Annotated in this window: 16 protein-coding genes; 8 read left to right on the plus strand and 8 right to left on the minus strand. The window is 61.7% G+C overall.

Features of this window, described 5'->3' with window-relative positions:
- Positions 1 to 42: 42 nt before the first annotated feature.
- The 3 genes from C4J83_RS12745 to C4J83_RS12755 form a co-directional block, all read right to left on the minus strand.
- The gene (locus tag C4J83_RS12745; RefSeq protein WP_119741738.1) at positions 43 to 546 is read right to left on the minus strand and encodes a signal peptidase II; all 504 of its coding nucleotides are present in this window, start codon (positions 544 to 546) and stop codon (positions 43 to 45) included.
- A 70-nt stretch (positions 547 to 616) separates the two neighbouring features.
- Positions 617 to 763, minus strand: coding sequence for a DUF6124 family protein (locus C4J83_RS31120; RefSeq protein WP_372239301.1), 147 nt, complete (start codon positions 761 to 763; stop codon positions 617 to 619).
- Between the two features lie 101 nt (positions 764 to 864).
- Positions 865 to 1,692, minus strand: a complete 828-nt coding sequence (locus C4J83_RS12755; RefSeq protein ID WP_119741740.1) for an SDR family oxidoreductase — start codon at positions 1,690 to 1,692, stop codon at positions 865 to 867.
- A 90-nt stretch (positions 1,693 to 1,782) separates the two neighbouring features.
- Here C4J83_RS12755 and C4J83_RS12760 point away from each other — a divergent pair, with 90 nt between their 5' ends.
- Entirely contained in the window at positions 1,783 to 2,502 is a 720-nt protein-coding gene (locus C4J83_RS12760; protein WP_250212305.1) for a M24 family metallopeptidase, read from the plus strand.
- A gap of 418 nt (positions 2,503 to 2,920) precedes the next feature.
- Here C4J83_RS12760 and C4J83_RS12765 read toward each other — a convergent pair whose 3' ends face one another.
- Positions 2,921 to 4,165, minus strand: coding sequence for a saccharopine dehydrogenase family protein (locus tag C4J83_RS12765; RefSeq protein WP_106577791.1), 1,245 nt, complete (start codon positions 4,163 to 4,165; stop codon positions 2,921 to 2,923).
- A 28-nt stretch (positions 4,166 to 4,193) separates the two neighbouring features.
- On the minus strand, positions 4,194 to 5,291 hold the full coding sequence (locus C4J83_RS12770) for a carboxynorspermidine decarboxylase (protein WP_124417196.1): 1,098 nt from the start codon (positions 5,289 to 5,291) through the stop codon (positions 4,194 to 4,196).
- 345 nt (positions 5,292 to 5,636) lie between these two features.
- Between C4J83_RS12770 and C4J83_RS12775 the strand changes: the two genes are divergently transcribed.
- The 7 genes from C4J83_RS12775 (at position 5,637) to C4J83_RS12805 (ending at position 12,582) form a co-directional block, all read left to right on the plus strand.
- The gene (locus C4J83_RS12775) at positions 5,637 to 6,656 is read left to right on the plus strand and encodes a LacI family DNA-binding transcriptional regulator (RefSeq protein ID WP_106577793.1); all 1,020 of its coding nucleotides are present in this window, start codon (positions 5,637 to 5,639) and stop codon (positions 6,654 to 6,656) included.
- On the plus strand, positions 6,640 to 7,644 hold the full coding sequence (locus C4J83_RS12780) for an ABC transporter substrate-binding protein (protein ID WP_119741746.1): 1,005 nt from the start codon (positions 6,640 to 6,642) through the stop codon (positions 7,642 to 7,644). The genes C4J83_RS12775 and C4J83_RS12780 overlap by 17 nt, the downstream gene beginning before the upstream one ends.
- Positions 7,645 to 8,463, plus strand: a complete 819-nt coding sequence (locus C4J83_RS12785; protein WP_124417197.1) for an ABC transporter permease — start codon at positions 7,645 to 7,647, stop codon at positions 8,461 to 8,463.
- Positions 8,460 to 9,254: an ABC transporter permease gene (locus C4J83_RS12790; protein WP_124417198.1), complete on the plus strand. Its 795-nt coding sequence runs from the start codon at positions 8,460 to 8,462 to the stop codon at positions 9,252 to 9,254. The genes C4J83_RS12785 and C4J83_RS12790 overlap by 4 nt, the downstream gene beginning before the upstream one ends.
- Positions 9,251 to 10,282 (plus strand): ABC transporter ATP-binding protein, encoded by a 1,032-nt coding sequence (locus C4J83_RS12795; RefSeq protein WP_106577797.1) that lies wholly within the window; start codon positions 9,251 to 9,253, stop codon positions 10,280 to 10,282. Before C4J83_RS12790 ends, C4J83_RS12795 begins: the two co-directional genes overlap by 4 nt.
- Positions 10,283 to 10,291: 9 nt before the next feature.
- Positions 10,292 to 11,125 (plus strand): phosphodiesterase, encoded by an 834-nt coding sequence (locus tag C4J83_RS12800; protein WP_124417199.1) that lies wholly within the window; start codon positions 10,292 to 10,294, stop codon positions 11,123 to 11,125.
- A 137-nt stretch (positions 11,126 to 11,262) separates the two neighbouring features.
- Complete coding sequence (locus C4J83_RS12805; RefSeq protein WP_124417200.1) at positions 11,263 to 12,582, plus strand: OprD family porin; 1,320 nt, start codon at positions 11,263 to 11,265, stop codon at positions 12,580 to 12,582.
- 19 nt (positions 12,583 to 12,601) lie between these two features.
- Here the strand turns inward: C4J83_RS12805 and C4J83_RS12810 are convergent, their stop codons facing one another.
- From C4J83_RS12810 to C4J83_RS12820, 3 genes are all read right to left on the minus strand, one after another.
- A complete protein-coding gene (locus tag C4J83_RS12810) occupies positions 12,602 to 13,084 on the minus strand; it encodes a GNAT family N-acetyltransferase (protein ID WP_124417201.1) in 483 nt (160 codons plus the stop codon).
- Positions 13,081 to 13,467, minus strand: coding sequence for a GFA family protein (locus C4J83_RS12815; RefSeq protein ID WP_124417202.1), 387 nt, complete (start codon positions 13,465 to 13,467; stop codon positions 13,081 to 13,083). The genes C4J83_RS12810 and C4J83_RS12815 overlap by 4 nt, the downstream gene beginning before the upstream one ends.
- 303 nt (positions 13,468 to 13,770) lie before the next feature.
- Complete coding sequence (locus tag C4J83_RS12820) at positions 13,771 to 15,414, minus strand: sensor domain-containing diguanylate cyclase (RefSeq protein WP_106577802.1); 1,644 nt, start codon at positions 15,412 to 15,414, stop codon at positions 13,771 to 13,773.
- Positions 15,415 to 15,424 lie beyond the last annotated feature (10 nt).

Here is a 15,424-nt window from a genome sequence, read left to right on the forward strand (position 1 = left end):
GCCTGGGGACTCAGGGTTGGTGCCCTCAAATCCCCTCGCTGGTTAGGCGTTGCGCGGCTTAACGAACAAATCGAGCATCAAGAACAACGCCCCGGCCGTAATCGCGATATCGGCAATGTTGAACACGCCGGTATGCGTCGGCCCCACGTTCAGCACCATGTAATCCACCACCTGCCCGTCGCGAAAAACACGGTCGATCAAGTTGGCGATACCACCCAGGGCAATCGCGTAAAGCGGCAAGACTTTACGCAATGGCTGGCTCCAGTTGGACAGCGACCACACCATCGCCCAGGCAACCACGATGGCCACGCCGACGATAAAGATCAGTTGTTTGACCTGCGGCGGCAACGCGGCGCCCAGGCTGAGGAAGGCGCCGGGGTTGAGGCTCAGTTCCAGCGCCAGGTTGATCGGGTTAGAGCCGATTTTGAAGCTGTTGGCGTGCAGTGAAACCAGGGCCAGCAGTTTGACCAGTTGGTCCACGGCAATAAAGGCCAGGCCGGCGAGGAGGGCGAAGGTGCGGCCTCGCAGTAGGGGCGACGTGCTCAAGCGGTAACTTCCTGTTTTGGGCTTTCGATAGAGCGCCCGAAGATAGCTCAGGCGCTCTACCTCGTCTATCTCAAGCCGTCGAGTGGGCCACGTTCAGGGCTTTGTCCAACAACAACTGGACACCTTCGAGCTTTCGGCAGATGCCTAGCGCGACATCGCGTTGGGAGCCGTCGATTTCAAAGGCCAGGCGGGATGCAATTCCACCGACGGGTGCCAAATCCTCGCAGGCGTTGACCAGCAGGGTTCTGTGTCTGGATCTGCGCGCAGTGAACAGTCGATGAGCCGCAAACCCAGTGCACCGTTTATCGACGCGCCCGATCAGTCGATCTCGGTACTGTGCGCCACCTCTTGCTGCTGCTCCAACGCCGCCAACCGCTCGGTCAACACCCCGTGCACACGCTCATACGCACCGGTGCCCAACAACAGCCGTTTTGGCGCTGGACTCACAGCGGCCACCTCCAGCATCGCCTTGGCCATCTTCACCGGGTCGCCGGTGAGTGCAAACCCACCACTGGCCACCGCCCTGCGCACATCCCCGGCGGGCGTCTGGTCATACACCGCCATCGGCGGCGGGCTCACCAGGGCCGCACCAAAGTTGGTGCGCGTGGGGCCGGGTTCCACCAATGTGAATTCGATGCCGAATGGCGCCACCTCCTGGGCCACTGACTCAACGAAACCTTCAATCGCCCACTTGCTCGTGTGGTACAGGCTGAAATTCGGATAAGCCAATTGTCCGCCTTCGGACGACACCTGCAACACCCGGCCGCCGCCTTGTTCACGCAGGAAGGGCAGGCACGCGCGAATCACCTGGATCGAACCCACCAGGTTGGTTTGCAGCTGCTGGTCGATCTGTTCGTCGCTGACTTCCTCCGCCGCGCCAAACAGCGCATAGCCTGCGCTGCTGACCACCACATCAATGCGCCCCAGCTCGGTAAAGGCCTGTTTGATCACGCGGCGGATGGCGGGCGTGTCGGTCACGTCCAGCTGCGCGAGCCACAGTTGCTCGGGATAGCGCGCCTTCAGTTCGTCCAAAACTTCGGGTTTGCGCAGCGTCGCCACCACTCGATCGCCGCGTTCAAGCAGTTGTTCTATAAGGGCTTTGCCGATGCCCGATGAGCTGCCAGTGATCAGCCAGGTTGTCTGCATGGGGGGGGACTCCTTGAGCCGCCGAGTGGGCGGACACTACGAACCACCGTACGCCCTCATGCCGGCTGCTACTATCACAACCTCGAAAACATGACCGACGCGACGAGTCGCCGGAGCGTGCCGATGTTGCCTAACCTTGCCGTTCAAACCGCCGCCAAGTCGGTGTTGCAGCAACTTGTGGCGTGCATCAAGCCCGAGTCGACAGAAGCGAGCATCGCCCGAATTGCCACGCAGTTACTCACCGACGCCGGCTACCCGGACACCTGGTACTACGACTGCCCGGCCTTTGTATTGCTAGGTTCGCGCAGCCTGCTGTCCGTGTCGGGTCGCGACTATCTGCCTGCTGAGGAAAGGGTGGGAAGCCACAACCTGATCACCGTGGATCTAAGCCCAAGGTCAGGCAGCCAGTGGGGCGATTGCGCGCGGTCGTTTTACATGGAAGACGGTATTTGCCGGGCGATGCCGACAGGGGTCGAATTCAGCCGGGGCCATGGGGCCGAACGCGCATTGCACGACAGCATGCGACGCTTTGTGCGGCCTGAAACCACCTTCAATGCGCTGTATGAATTTGCCAATGATCTGATCGAGACGGCCGGTTTCGAGAACCTGGATTTTGCCGCCAATGTTGGCCACAGCCTCTGCGAACAGCGTGATCAGCGGCTTTATATTGAAGCGGGCAACCTTCGGCGTCTCGACGAAGTGGCGTGTTTTACCTTCGAACCGCACATCCGTGAGCGGGGAGGCCGCTGGGGTTACAAGCACGAGAATATCTATTTCTTCAACGACGAGGGTGAAGCCTGCGAGCTATGAGCTGAACGCGGTCGTGAAGCGGTGCGAAAACACCTGGAGGTGTCAGATGCCCTGTGGGAGCTGGCTTGCCTGCGATTGGGGTGTTTCAGTGATGGGTGTGTTGGTTGACCACCGCCATCGCAGGCAAGTCAGCTCCCACCATTTGGTCTTCAGTGAATTCGAATGATGGTCTCGTGATGGTGGTGCTTGCGGGCGCCGAGTCCTCAGGGATAACAGGCGCGGCGCAGATCCAAAAATGTGGGAGCTGGCTTGCCTGCGATGGCGGTGGGTCAGCCAACACATCCGCCACTGCAAGACCGCTATCGCAGGCAAGCCAGCTCCCACATTTAGATCCTCACTGTTCTGCGACTATCTATTTACACCCACAAAAAATGCGCCCCTGAGGGCGCATTTTTTTGTTCGGTCAACTACCGCCTATTCAGGCAGTCGCATCCCACGCACGGTCACCGTTCTCGTCTTTGATCCGAGTCGGCAAGCCCATCACGTCCAGCGCTTTGAGGAACGGCTCGGCCGGCAGTTCCTCGACGTTGGCCATGTGCTTCACGTCCCACTCGCCACGTGCTACCAGCAGCGCAGCGGCCACTGGTGGCACGCCTGCGGTGTAGGAAATGCCCTGGCTGTCCGTTTCAGCAAAGGCTTCTTCGTGATCGGCCACGTTGTAGATGAACATCTCACGCGGCTGGCCATCTTTGGTGCCTTTGACCAGGTCGCCGATGCAGGTCTTGCCGGTGTAGCCAGGGGCGAGCGAAGACGGGTCGGGCAGTACGGCCTTGACCAGTTTCAACGGCACCACTTCCAGGCCTTCGGCGGTGGTGACCGGTTTTTCGGAGAGCAGGCCGAGGTTTTTCAGAACGGTGAACACGTTGATGTAGTGTTCGCCGAAGCTCATCCAGAAACGCACGTTGGGCACGTCGAGGTTTTTCGACAGCGAGTGCACTTCATCGTGGCCGGTCAGGTACAGGTTTTGCGAACCGACTACCGGCAGGTCGTCGGTGCGTTTGACTTCGAACATGGTGTTGCTGGTCCACTGGCTGTTCTGCCAGCTCCACACCTGCCCGGTGAATTCGCGGAAGTTGATTTCCGGGTCGAAGTTGGTGGCAAAGTATTTGCCATGGCTGCCGGCATTGACGTCGAGAATGTCGATCGAATCAATGCGGTCGAAATGCTGTTGCTGCGCCAGCGCGGCGTACGCGTTGACGACACCCGGGTCGAAGCCCACGCCAAGGATGGCGGTGATGTTCTTCTGTTTGCACTCTTCCAGGTGGTTCCATTCGTAGTTGCCGTACCACGGCGGGGTCTCGCAGACCTTGCCCGGCTCTTCGTGGATGGCGGTGTCCAGGTAAGCAACGCCAGTATCGATGCAGGCGCGCAGCACCGACATGTTGAGGAAGGCGGAACCTACGTTGATGACGATCTGCGAGTCGGTCTCGCGGATCAGGGCCTTGGTCGCTTCCACGTCCAGGGCGTTCAGCGCGAAGGCTTGGATGTCGGCGGGAACCTTGAGGCTACCCTTGGCCTTGACGCTGTCGATGATGGCCTGGCATTTGGAGATGTTGCGCGACGCGATAGCAATACGACCGAGTTCGTCGTTGTGCTGCGCGCACTTGTGGGCCACCACCTTGGCGACACCTCCTGCACCAATGATAAGAACGTTCTTTTTCAATTGCTTTATCTCTCCTTTATCCGCCAGCTTACGAAAGGCTGGACAGGTAGTCGTCGTAACCAAATTCACGAACCACCTCGACGGTACCGTCGAGTTGTTTCACTACGATGGACGGCATTTTCAGGCCGTTGAACCAGTTTTTCTTGACCATGGTGTAGCCCGCGGTGTCGATGAACGACAGCCGATCGCCGATGGCCAGCGGACGATCAAATTGGTATTCGCCGAAGATGTCCCCGGCCAGGCAGGATTTGCCGCACACCATGACGGTGTGTTCACCCTCGCTTGGCGCCAGCTTGGCGTTGAGGCGATAGATCAGCAGGTCCAGCAGGTGGGCTTCGATGGAGCTGTCGACCACGGCGAGGTTTTTGCCGTTGTAGAGCGTGTCGAGCACGGTGACTTCCAGCGAAGCACTGTTGGTGATCGCCGCTTCTCCCGGCTCCAGGTAGACCTGCACGCCGTACTTCTCGGAGAACGCCTTCAAACGGGCGCAGAACGCGTCGATGGCATAGCCTTCGCCGGTGAAGTGGATGCCGCCGCCGAGGCTGACCCACTTGACCTTGTGCAGCAGCGCGCCGAAGCGTTCTTCGATGGTGCCCAGCATCTTGTCGAACAGGCTGAAATCGCCGTTCTCGCAGTTGTTGTGGAACATGAAACCGGAGATCTGCTCGATCACGCCTTCTATCTTCACCGGGTCCCATTCGCCCAAACGGCTGAACGGGCGCGCCGGGTCGGCCAGCAGGTAGTCGGAGCTGCTCACCTGTGGGTTGACGCGCAGACCACGGGTCTTGCCTTCGCTGCGCTCGGCAAAGCGCTGCAGCTGGCTGATGGAGTTGAAGATGATCTTGTCGCAGTTATCCAGCATCTCTTCGATTTCATCGTCGGCCCAGGCCACGCTGTAGGCGTGCGCTTCGCCTTCGAACTTCTGGCGACCGAGCTTGAGCTCATACAGCGACGACGAGGTGGTGCCGTCCATGTATTGCTGCATCAGGTCGAACACCGACCAGGTGGCAAAGCACTTGAGCGCCAGCAGAGCCTTGGCGCCGGACTGCTCGCGCACGTAAGCAATCTTCTGCATGTTCACCAGAAGTTTCTGTTTATCGATGAGGTAGTACGGCGTTTTGATCATTTTTGAGAGCCTGCGGCGGTGCCTGCCAAAAAAGGACACGCATTGTGCCCGCACTTGGATCAGATCGAAAGGTTAGCGGGCGGATTTTGCTGCGCCGATTTTTCAAGCATACCCGCGCAGTATGACTATCTGTGGCTATACACCGATCTGATGTGGGAGGGGGCTTGCCCCCGATTGCGGTGTGTCAGCCAGCCTTTTCTTTGTTGACCCACCGCTATCGGAGGCAAGCCCCTTCCCACATTGAGCACGGGGGCGCTGCCATCAAACCGTCATCTTGGCACCACGCTACTGCCATATTCCCTCGTTACTGTCCTCGCCAATGAGATCGATCTCAAGCGAGTGACCATGACTGACCTGAAAGACGTTGCGCAGCTGGCCGGGGTATCCCGCGCCACTGCCGCCCGCACCTTTGCTTCCCCCGACCAAGTGCGCCCGGCCACCCGTGAGCAGGTGTTCGCCGCCGCCCGCGAGCTGGGCTTTCGACCGAACCTGCTCGGCCGCCAACTGCGCCTGCAAACCACCCAGCTGATTGGCGTGGTGGTGCCCAACCTGCTCAACCCGGTGTTTGCCGAACAGCTCCAGGCCATGGAGCGTGCCGCGCGGCTGCGCGGCTACAGCCTGTTGCTGGCGACCACCGACTACAGCAGCGAACGCGAAAGCATCGTTGTGGAAGAGTTGCTACGCCAACGCGTCGACGGGCTGGTGCTGACGGTCACCGACGCCGAAAGCAATAGCGTGCTCAACAGCCTCGCCAGCGAACAGACGCCGTTCGTGCTGGCGTATCACCAACCCAGCAACCCCAGCTACAGCGCCGTGTCGGTCGACAACCGCGCGGGCATGGCCCTGGCCACGCGTTATTTGCTCGAAGCGGGGCACCGACGCATCAGCATGGTCGCCGGCCCCGCGTTGCAGTCCGACCGCGCGCGCCTGCGCTACGCCGGCTATTGCGACGCGATGCGCGAGTACGGGCTTGAAAGCCGCGCAGTGATTGAAATGCCGGCCCACACCCAGGCCGCCTTCGCGGCGATCGAGCCGTTCCTCCAAGGCCCCCAGGCGCCGACTGCGCTGGTGTGTTCCAACGATTTCCTCGCGATCAGCCTGATCGCCGAGCTGCGCCGCAACGCCTGGAATGTGCCCGAGCAACTCTCGGTGATGGGCTTTGACGGCATCGCCCTCGGCACCCAGATGCACCCGACGCTGTGCAGCGTGGTGCAGCCCATCGGCCTGCTGGCCAGCACGGTGATTGACCAATTGCTCGCGCAGATCGCCGGCAACGCTCCGATTTCCCATTGCCTGCCGTGCCATATCCGGCCTGGCGACAGCACTCAACCCCTTGAGGAGACACCTGATGCGCGCGTTCAGTAAAACCCTGGCAACCGTGCTGCTGTGCGGCATGGCCAGCCTTGCCCAGGCGGCCGACACCGCGATTTGCTACAACTGCCCACCCGACTGGGCCGATTGGGGCAGCCAACTCCAGGCCATCGCCGCCACTACCGGCGTGCAGGTGCCGCTGGACAACAAGAACTCCGGCCAGTCGCTGGCGCAGTTGGTGGCGGAGAAAGCCGCGCCGGTGGCCGACGTGGTGTATTACGGCGTGACCTTCGGCTTGCAGGCGCAAAAAGCCGACGTGGTCGGCACCTACAAGCCCAAAGGCTGGGAGCAGATTCCGGCCGGCCTGAAAGACCCGACCGGCCACTGGTTTGCGATTCACTCCGGCACTTTGGGCATCATGGTCAACGTCGATGCGCTGGGCGGCTTGCCCGTGCCGCAAAGCTGGGCCGACCTGCTCAAGCCTGAGTACAAAGGCATGGTCGGTTACCTCGACCCGTCCAGCGCGTTTGTCGGCTACGTCTCCGCCGTGGCGATCAACCGCGCTTTGGGCGGCGATCTGGATAACTTTGCCCCGGCCATCGACTACTTTCAGAAACTCGCCAAAAACGCACCCATCGTGCCCAAGCAAACCGCCTATGCGCGGGTGCTGTCCGGTGAGCTGCCGATTCTGGTGGACTACGACTTCAACGCCTACCGCGCGCGTTACAAGGACAACGCCAACGTTGCCTTCGTGATCCCCAAAGAAGGCAGCATCAGCGTGCCGTACGTGATGAGCCTGGTGGCCAATGCGCCGCACCGCGCCAACGCTGAAAAGGTCCTCGATTTTGTGCTCTCCGATGCAGGCCAGGCACTCTGGGCCAAGGCTTACCTGCGTCCGGTGCGCCCAATGAAAATGCCGGCCGACGTCGCCGCGCAGTTCCTGCCCGACAGCGACTACGCCCGCGCTGGCGTGGTGGACTACGAAAAAATGGCCGCTGTGCAGGAAGCCTTCGCCGCCCGTTACCTGAACGAGGTCAAGTAAGTGGCCGCATCGGCAAAACATGCAGCCTGGGCACTGGCCCCGGCCTTGGCGGTGCTGTTCGCGTTCTGGCTGTTGCCGCTGGCGCACCTGATGGTGCTCGGCACCGAGAGCCGCGACAGCAACGGCAGCGGTTATTGGCAGGTGCTCAGCAGCACGCAGTACCTGGGCAGCCTGGCGCAGACCTGTGTGCTGGCCGTGATTGTGACGCTCACGGCGTTGCTGATCGGCGGCATCAGCGGCGTGTTTCTCGCACGTCAGCAGTTCTTCGGGCGTTCGGCATTGGTGGCATTGCTCACCTTTCCATTGGCGTTTCCCGGCGTAGTGGTGGGCTTTCTGGTGATCCTGCTGGCCGGACGCCAAGGCCTGTTTGCGGCCCTGGGCCTGCAACTGGCCGGTGAGCGCTGGATTTTTGCGTACTCGCTGGCGGGGCTGTTTGTCGGCTACCTGTACTTCTCGATCCCGCGGGTGATCCTCACGGTAATGGCCGCGTGCGAAAGCCTCGACCGCAGCCTGGAAGAGGCCGCGCACTCACTGGGCGCCGGGCACTGGCGCGTGGTGTGCGACGTGATCGTGCCGGGGCTGGCGCCTGCGCTGGCCTCCTGCGGGGCGATCTGCTTTGCCACGTCCATGGGCGCGTTCGGTACCGCCTTTACCTTGGGCACGCGGCTGAACGTCACCCCGGTGGCGATCTACAACGTGTTCACCAACTACGCCAACTTTGCCGTCGCCGCCGCGCTGTCGGTGGTACTCGGTGCAGTGACCTGGGCGGTGTTGCTGCTCACGCGTCGCCTGGTGAAAAACGCGGGGACGGTCCTGTGAAGCGCTCATCGCTGTTTGTGATGCAACTGCTGTTTACCCTGCTGGTGTGCGCCTTCATGTTGGTGCCGGTGCTGATGTCGTTGCTGGCCGGGTTGACGCGTAATTTCTTCGTCGGCCTGTCCAGCGGCTTGACCTTCGACTGGCTGGTGCAGGTGTGGCAGGCCTATTCGCCCACGGTGTGGCTGTCGCTGCAGCTGGCCCTGGCCTGTGCAGTGTGCGTCTGCGTGATCGGCGTGCCGGCGGCCTATGCCTTGGTGCGCATGAACAACCGCTTCAGCCGCGCCTTCGAAGAGCTGATGGTGCTGCCGGTGGCGATGCCGGGTTTGGCCAGTGCGTTGGCGTTGCTGTTGACCTACGGCCAGTTCGGCAGCTTTCGCAGCAGTTGGCTGTTCATCCTGGTCGGCCATGTGTTGTTCACCTTGCCGTTCCTGGTGCGCCCGGTAATGGCGGTGATGCAACGTCAGCAACTGCCGGTGTTGGAGGAGGCCGCCGCCAGCCTCGGCGCGGGGCCGATCAAGCGTTTTTTCAGCGTGGTCGTGCCCAATTGCCGGGCGGGCATTCTGGCCGGCGTGCTGATGGTGGTCACCCTGAGCCTGGGTGAGTTCAACCTGACCTGGATGCTGCACACGCCGATGACCAAGACGCTGCCGGTGGGGTTGGCCGACAGCTACGCCTCGGCGCGTCTGGAAATCGCCAGCGCCTACACCCTTATCTTTTTGCTGATGATCGTGCCGCTGCTGATTGCGTTGCAGGCCATCAGTGCTCGTTTGTCCCGTGGAGAGCGTCGATGACCGCTATCACTATCCGCCTGCAAGGCTGTCGCAAGGCATTCGCCGACGGCACCGTGGCCGTGCATGACCTGAACCTGAGCGTCGAAGGCGGCGAAACCCTGGCAATTCTCGGCCCGTCCGGCTGTGGCAAAACCACGACTCTGCGCCTGATTGCCGGCCTGGAACGCCCGGACGTCGGCCAGGTGTTTTTCGGCGATCAGGATGTCACCCGCCTGCCCATCGAGCGCCGTGATGTGGGCATGGTGTTTCAGAATTACGCGCTGTTTCCCAACCTGGATGTGGCCGGCAATATCGTCTACGGCTTGAAGATTCGCGGCATGTCGGCGCCTGAGCGCAATAAGCGCTGCGAGGAACTGTTGGAACTGGTGGGCTTGCAGCACCACGGCAAGCGCAGCATCCATGAACTGTCGGGCGGCCAGCGTCAGCGTGTGGCCTTGGCCCGCGCCCTGGCGCCGCGTCCCAACGTGCTGTTGCTGGATGAGCCGCTGGCGGCCCTGGATGCGCAATTGCGCGAGCGCCTGCGCAGCGAGCTGGATCAACTGCTGCGCGGGCTTGGCATCACCTCGGTGTTCGTCACCCATGACCAGGGCGAAGCCATGGCCCTGGGCGACCGCATCCTGGTGATGGAACAGGGGCGTATCGCGCAACTGGCCAGCCCACGGGAGATCTACCAGCAGCCGGCCAATGCGTTTGTCGCAGGCTTCGTCGGCAACCTCAATGCCTTCTCTGTGCTGGCGCGGACTGCCCACGGCCTCAAAGTCTGCGGCGGCGAACTGCCGTGGCATGGCGCCGGTTTACCGAGCACCGTGTACTGCCGGCCCGAACACCTGCGCGTGATGGAAGACGAAGGCCACCTGCACGGCCATCTGGTCGCGCAGTTCTTCCAGGGCGCACAAAGCCGCCTGCTGGTGGATGTGGGCGGCCCGCAACCGCTGCTGGTGGACAGCAGCGACAACCAACTGCACCGTGTCGGCGCGCCGATTGCCCTGGCGATTGCGCCGCACATGGTGTTCACCCTGAATGCGTGAGAGCTTATTTTGAACCGTCCGTTTCTTGTTGCGCAGATCAGCGACCTGCACCTTAAAGCCGGTAACCGCCTGACCTATGGCGTGGTCGATACCCTCGGCGCACTGCGCCGCGCCGTCGACCACCTGAACGCCCGCTACCCTCGGCCCGATATCGTGGTGATCAGCGGCGACCTGGTGGATTTTGGCCGCGCCGATGAATACGCCGTGCTGCACCCGGAGCTGGCACGCCTGCACATGCCGTACTACCTGGTGCCCGGCAACCACGACACGCGCGGGCCGTTACTGGATGCGTTCGGCGATCACGCTTATCTGCCGACGTCGGCAGATGGCCCGCTGGATTGGGTTGTGGATGAGCATCCGCTGCGCTTGATCGGCCTGGACTCGACCATTCCCGGTGGTCACGGCGGCCAACTGCTCGACAGCCAATTGCAGTGGCTCGACGCGCAATTGGCACTGCGTCCCGAGGCGCCGACCTTGCTGATCCTGCATCACCCGCCGTTCAGCAGCGGCATCGGCCATATGGACCGCGAGCCCTTTGGCAACGCCGCCGCCCTGGAGCGCGTCGTCGCTCGTCACCCACAAGTGGAGCGCCTGTTGTGCGGGCATTTGCACCGCCCGATGCAGCGGCGTTTTGGCGGCAGTCTGAGTTGCGTGTGCCCTGGCACTTCGCACCAGATCGTGCTCGACCTGCAAGACGCCGCGCCTGCGCATTTCAACTTGGAACCGGCAGGCTTTGTGCTGCACCGCTGGGATGCACAGCACGGGCTGATCAGCCACAACGGCGTGTTCGGGGACTACCCGGGGCCGTATCCGTTTTATGACGCTCATGGATTGATTGACTGAGGTTTTACGGAGGTTCACTTCACTCAACTAAGCACTTGAATATTCGTTAACGCGGCGGCCAACCCAAGTTGGCCGCGTGCATCCTGCTCCCCTTTTTACGCGCCCGGAACCTGGATTCCGCGCCGGAGTTCGTCCTGATGAAAGCCACTTTGAATGTACTGAGCGTATTAACCGGCGGCCTGGGCATTGCCCTGAGCCCCTTGGCCTCGGCTGATTTCTTGAGTGACAGCACAGCCAACTTGAACCTGCGCAACTTCTACTTCAATAACGATAACCGCGACGGCGCCGCCGCACCGTCAAAGACCGAAGAATGGGGCCAGGCGTTTATCCTCAACTACCAGTCGGGCTTTACCGACGGCACTGTCGGTTTTGGTCTGGACGCCGTCGGCATGCTCGGTGTGACCCTCGACAGCGGCACTGGCCGCCACGTGGGCAGCTCGATGATCCCCACCGATGACGGCAGGGCAGCCGACAGCTGGGCGCGCGGTGGTGCGACAGCCAAGGCGCGCTTCGCCAAGACCGAACTGCGCTACGGCTACCTGCGCCCGAACCTGCCGATCCTGGTGAGCAACGATGGCCGCCTGTTGCCGCAATCCTTCGAGGGCGCGCAGGTCACCAGCAAAGACATCGACAACCTCACGCTGATCGGCGGCCAGCTACAGCACACCACCGGCCGTGGCTCCAGCGACCGCAGTGGCCTGGCGGCCGCGGGTGGCACGCAAGAGAGCAATAAATTCAACTACGCAGGTTTCGACTACCAAGTGAACAAGGACCTGCTGGTCCAGTATTACTACGCCAACCTCGAAGACTATTACCAACAGCACTTTGCCGGGTTGATCCATGTAGTGCCGTTGGGCGACTACGGCTCATTGAAAACCGACCTGCGTTATTTCAACACCACCTCCGACGGCAAGAACAGCACTGCGGCCGGGCGTGCCGAAGGGTATAAGTTCGGCGGCTATACCCAGAACGGCAACGGCGAAATCGACAACAACACCTGGAGCGCCGCGTTCATCTACTCGCTGGGCCCGCACGCGATCACCGCGGGTTACCAGCGAGTCTCCGATGACAGTAACTTCGCCCAACTCAACCAGGGTGGCCTGGTCAACAAAGGCGAGGGCGGTTCGAGCCTGTACCTTTACACCGACCGCACCGTGCAAACCTTCATCCAGGCCGGCGAACGCACCGCCTTTGCGCAATACGCCTACGACTTTGTCGCGCTGGGCCTGCCTGGCCTGAAGGCGTCGGTGATGTATTTGAAAGGCGACCATATCCTCACCACCGCCGGCAACACGGCCAGCGAATGGGAAGGGGACATCTCCCTGGATTACGTGGTGCAAAGCGGCACGTTCAAAAACGTCGGGTTTGGCTGGCGCAACGGCGTGTCGCGCAGTGAAGTGGCGCGCGACCAGGATCAGAATCGGGTGTTTGTGAGTTATTCGATTCCATTGCTGTAAGGGCGCGATGCGCGGTGCCTCATGGCGATTTTGAGGCCCGCGCTTTCAGCGCGATCAGCGACGTTACGTGCGTCGCGTGGTCGTTATCGATGCGTTGAAAACCGCAGCGCAGATAGAACTGCGCGGCTTGCGGCGTATCGGTAGTGAGCCGGGCTTCCTGAAAATGCGCCGCCGCGTGCTCCAATAGCCGTTTGACCAGGGCTTTGCCAATTGCCTGCCCGCGCAGGCTGGGCGCGATGTAGACCCGACGTAGCCGACCGACCCCGGGACCTGCATAGGGGTCACAGGACACACCGCCGACGCCAATCAACTGGCCGTGACGAAACACGCCGAAAAGGCATTCACCCGGCTGATCAAACCGATTCGTACGGTTGTCCCATTCGCTGATAAGCCGCGTCAGAAACCTGAACCCTTCGGCGACAGCCTGCGCCCGCAGCGCATGGATCTGCTCGGGAAGCTCTTCCAGTTTGCGTATCGCAACGTCTTCGCGGGCGTGGGTCACACAGACGCCCCGCACAACCACGCAGCTTTGGATTCAATGCAGCTGTGCGCCTGCTTGTGCGCAGTAAAAGGGCTATCGAGGGTGCCGACTGCGATGGACATCCATTCTGGAAACTGTCCACGAGCGTCAGACCAGAACAGCGATGATCCACACCGCGAGCAGAATTGGCGGGTGACGCCTGCTGAAGACTCATAGCTTCGAAGCACATCCTCAGCGGCGTTGATATTGACGGCTGACCGAGGGGCGCTGGCATACGTGGCGAATGCCGCGCCGTGCGCTTTCTGGCATTTTTTGCAGTGGCAGTGGGTGACCGCTTTCAAAGGGGTCGACACCTGATAACTGATAGCGCCGCACAGGCAACTGCCTTGGGTCACTGCATCCATGGTTGTGTGTCTCCCAGTAAGTATCGCGACAGTTTATTCCAGCGCGCAACGCCCAGGGTGAACGAGTTTGGGGGCGAGCGGGGCGCTTGTGGCAAACCGACATTGAGTGGCGAGCAGGCCTCTTGTGGCGAGCGGGCTTGCCCCGCGTTGGGGGGCGAAGCCGCCCTGAACCCGGCTGGCGCGATGTGCCTGAATGGGTGCGGCGCTCTTAGTGGGGCCGCTGCGCAGCCCAACGCGGGGCAAGCCCGCTCGCCACAGCAAGCCCACTTAACACAGCAAGCTACAGTGGTTCATCAGTGTCGCTCACGACACCCGATTCCGGCCTGCGCCCTTGGCCTCATACAATTGCATGTCCGCCCGCTTGAGCAGCCCCAGGGAATCGCGGTCCGAGGGCTGCGCGATGCTCACACCAATACTCACCGTAACCTGGCCCACTGTCGGGAAGTTTGCCGCCGCCACGGCCGCACGGATTTTTTCGGCAACCACGTCGGGGCTGTCCGGCTCTTCAACCTCCGGCAGCAATACTGCAAATTCTTCACCGCCGTATCGCGCGACAAAATCGGTGGCGCGCGTGGTGCTCTCGATCAGCGCCGCCAGTTGGCACAGCACGTCATCGCCGACGGCGTGACCGTAGGTGTCGTTGACGCGCTTGAAATAGTCGGCGTCGATCAGCAGCAAGGCAAAGGTGCGGCCGGTGCGTTGGAACAACAGGCTGCTCTCGGCGAGTTTTTCGTCGAAACGGCGGCGGTTGTAAACGCCGGTCAGTGCGTCGTGCGTGGCCAGTTTCAGCAGGTCGGCATTGGCCTGGGTAAGGGCGGCAGTGCGCTGGGTGACGGTGGCTTCCAGCGAGGCATTGGCTTCCTGCAGTTCGCGCTCCTTGGTCAGCAAGGATTGGGTCATGCTGCTGATGGAGCGGCCCAATTGGGCGATTTCCAGCACCGGATGCTCCTGGGGGAAGACGGCGCCGGGCTGCTGGTCTTGCACCTGTTTGGCGGACCTGGCCAGGCGCTCGATGGGGCGGCTGAGTGACGAGGCGAGGTAATAAGCGGCCAGCACAAAGATGAACGCCGCGAGCACGCCCAGCATGAGTAATTTGTACAGCAGGTTGTGCGCCGGTTGCAGTGCGACGTCCAACGGTTGTCGCACCATGATGTACCAGTTCATTTTCGCATTCGACGGGCTCGGCACCGCCACCGATGCCGTGACGTAGCCGTTGCCGGTGAACCAGCCAGCGGGCGTGTGCAGTTGGTCCAGCGGCATTTGTTCGCCCGCGAGCAATTCCGGGTAAAGCACCTTGCCATCAATGTCGACGATCAACGCCTCGATCTGTGGGATGGCATCCTTTTGCATCACGGCGGAATCGACGATCTGGGTGACCCAGCTCCAGTGGGCATGGGCGCCCAGCACGCCAATCGTGTCACCCTGGGCATTGCGTATCGGTGCGGCGAAATCGATAAAGCGCAGTGGCTCACCGTCCGCCGCTCCCGGCAGCAGCTTGGCGAGCAACACCGCCTCGTGGGGATCACCGGTGTACTCGGCACGCATGCCGGCCTGAAACCATGGCCGCTGCTGCACTGATTGATTGACCAGCAAGCCGTTGACCGCCTGGCGCACGCGCCCGTCAGCATCGGCCACGCCCATCCATGCATACTCCGCGCGCGATTGGGTGCGCAGTTCCATCAGCGTCAGAATATCCGGCGCGGTCAGGTCGCCCTTGCGCATGATCGGTGCCTTGCTCAACAGCGACACTTCCAGTTGCCGCTCGCGCAGTTGCACGGCCAACAGCGCGGCCGTCGAGCGCGCCGTGCTGAGCAGCGAGTTGCCGCTGGCCTGCTTCATCTGCTCGGTGGCGATATGGCCAACATAGAGGCCCACGCTCAGGAGTGTGACCAGTGATAAACCGGCAAACCATAGGGTCAGGTGACTGCGCAGGCTGGCTTTGATCATGGGGGCTCAT

The organism is Pseudomonas sp. LBUM920 (genome assembly GCF_003852315.1).
Classification (GTDB): domain Bacteria; phylum Pseudomonadota; class Gammaproteobacteria; order Pseudomonadales; family Pseudomonadaceae; genus Aquipseudomonas.

Bases quoted from the DNA above. Each gene is read 5' to 3' on its own strand.
- C4J83_RS12780 (WP_119741746.1), top strand. From the start codon at position 6,640: ATGCGCGCGTTCAGTAAAACCCTGGCAACCGTGCTGCTGTGCGGCATG.
- C4J83_RS12775 (WP_106577793.1), top strand. From the start codon at position 5,637: ATGACTGACCTGAAAGACGTTGCGCAGCTGGCCGGGGTATCCCGCGCC.
- C4J83_RS12770 (WP_124417196.1), bottom strand. From the start codon at position 5,291: ATGATCAAAACGCCGTACTACCTCATCGATAAACAGAAACTTCTGGTG.
- C4J83_RS12795 (WP_106577797.1), top strand. From the start codon at position 9,251: ATGACCGCTATCACTATCCGCCTGCAAGGCTGTCGCAAGGCATTCGCC.
- C4J83_RS12815 (WP_124417202.1), bottom strand. From the start codon at position 13,467: ATGGATGCAGTGACCCAAGGCAGTTGCCTGTGCGGCGCTATCAGTTAT.
- C4J83_RS12805 (WP_124417200.1), top strand. From the start codon at position 11,263: ATGAAAGCCACTTTGAATGTACTGAGCGTATTAACCGGCGGCCTGGGC.
- C4J83_RS12820 (WP_106577802.1), bottom strand. From the start codon at position 15,414: ATGATCAAAGCCAGCCTGCGCAGTCACCTGACCCTATGGTTTGCCGGT.
- C4J83_RS12760 (WP_250212305.1), top strand. From the start codon at position 1,783: ATGACCGACGCGACGAGTCGCCGGAGCGTGCCGATGTTGCCTAACCTT.
- C4J83_RS12755 (WP_119741740.1), bottom strand. From the start codon at position 1,692: ATGCAGACAACCTGGCTGATCACTGGCAGCTCATCGGGCATCGGCAAA.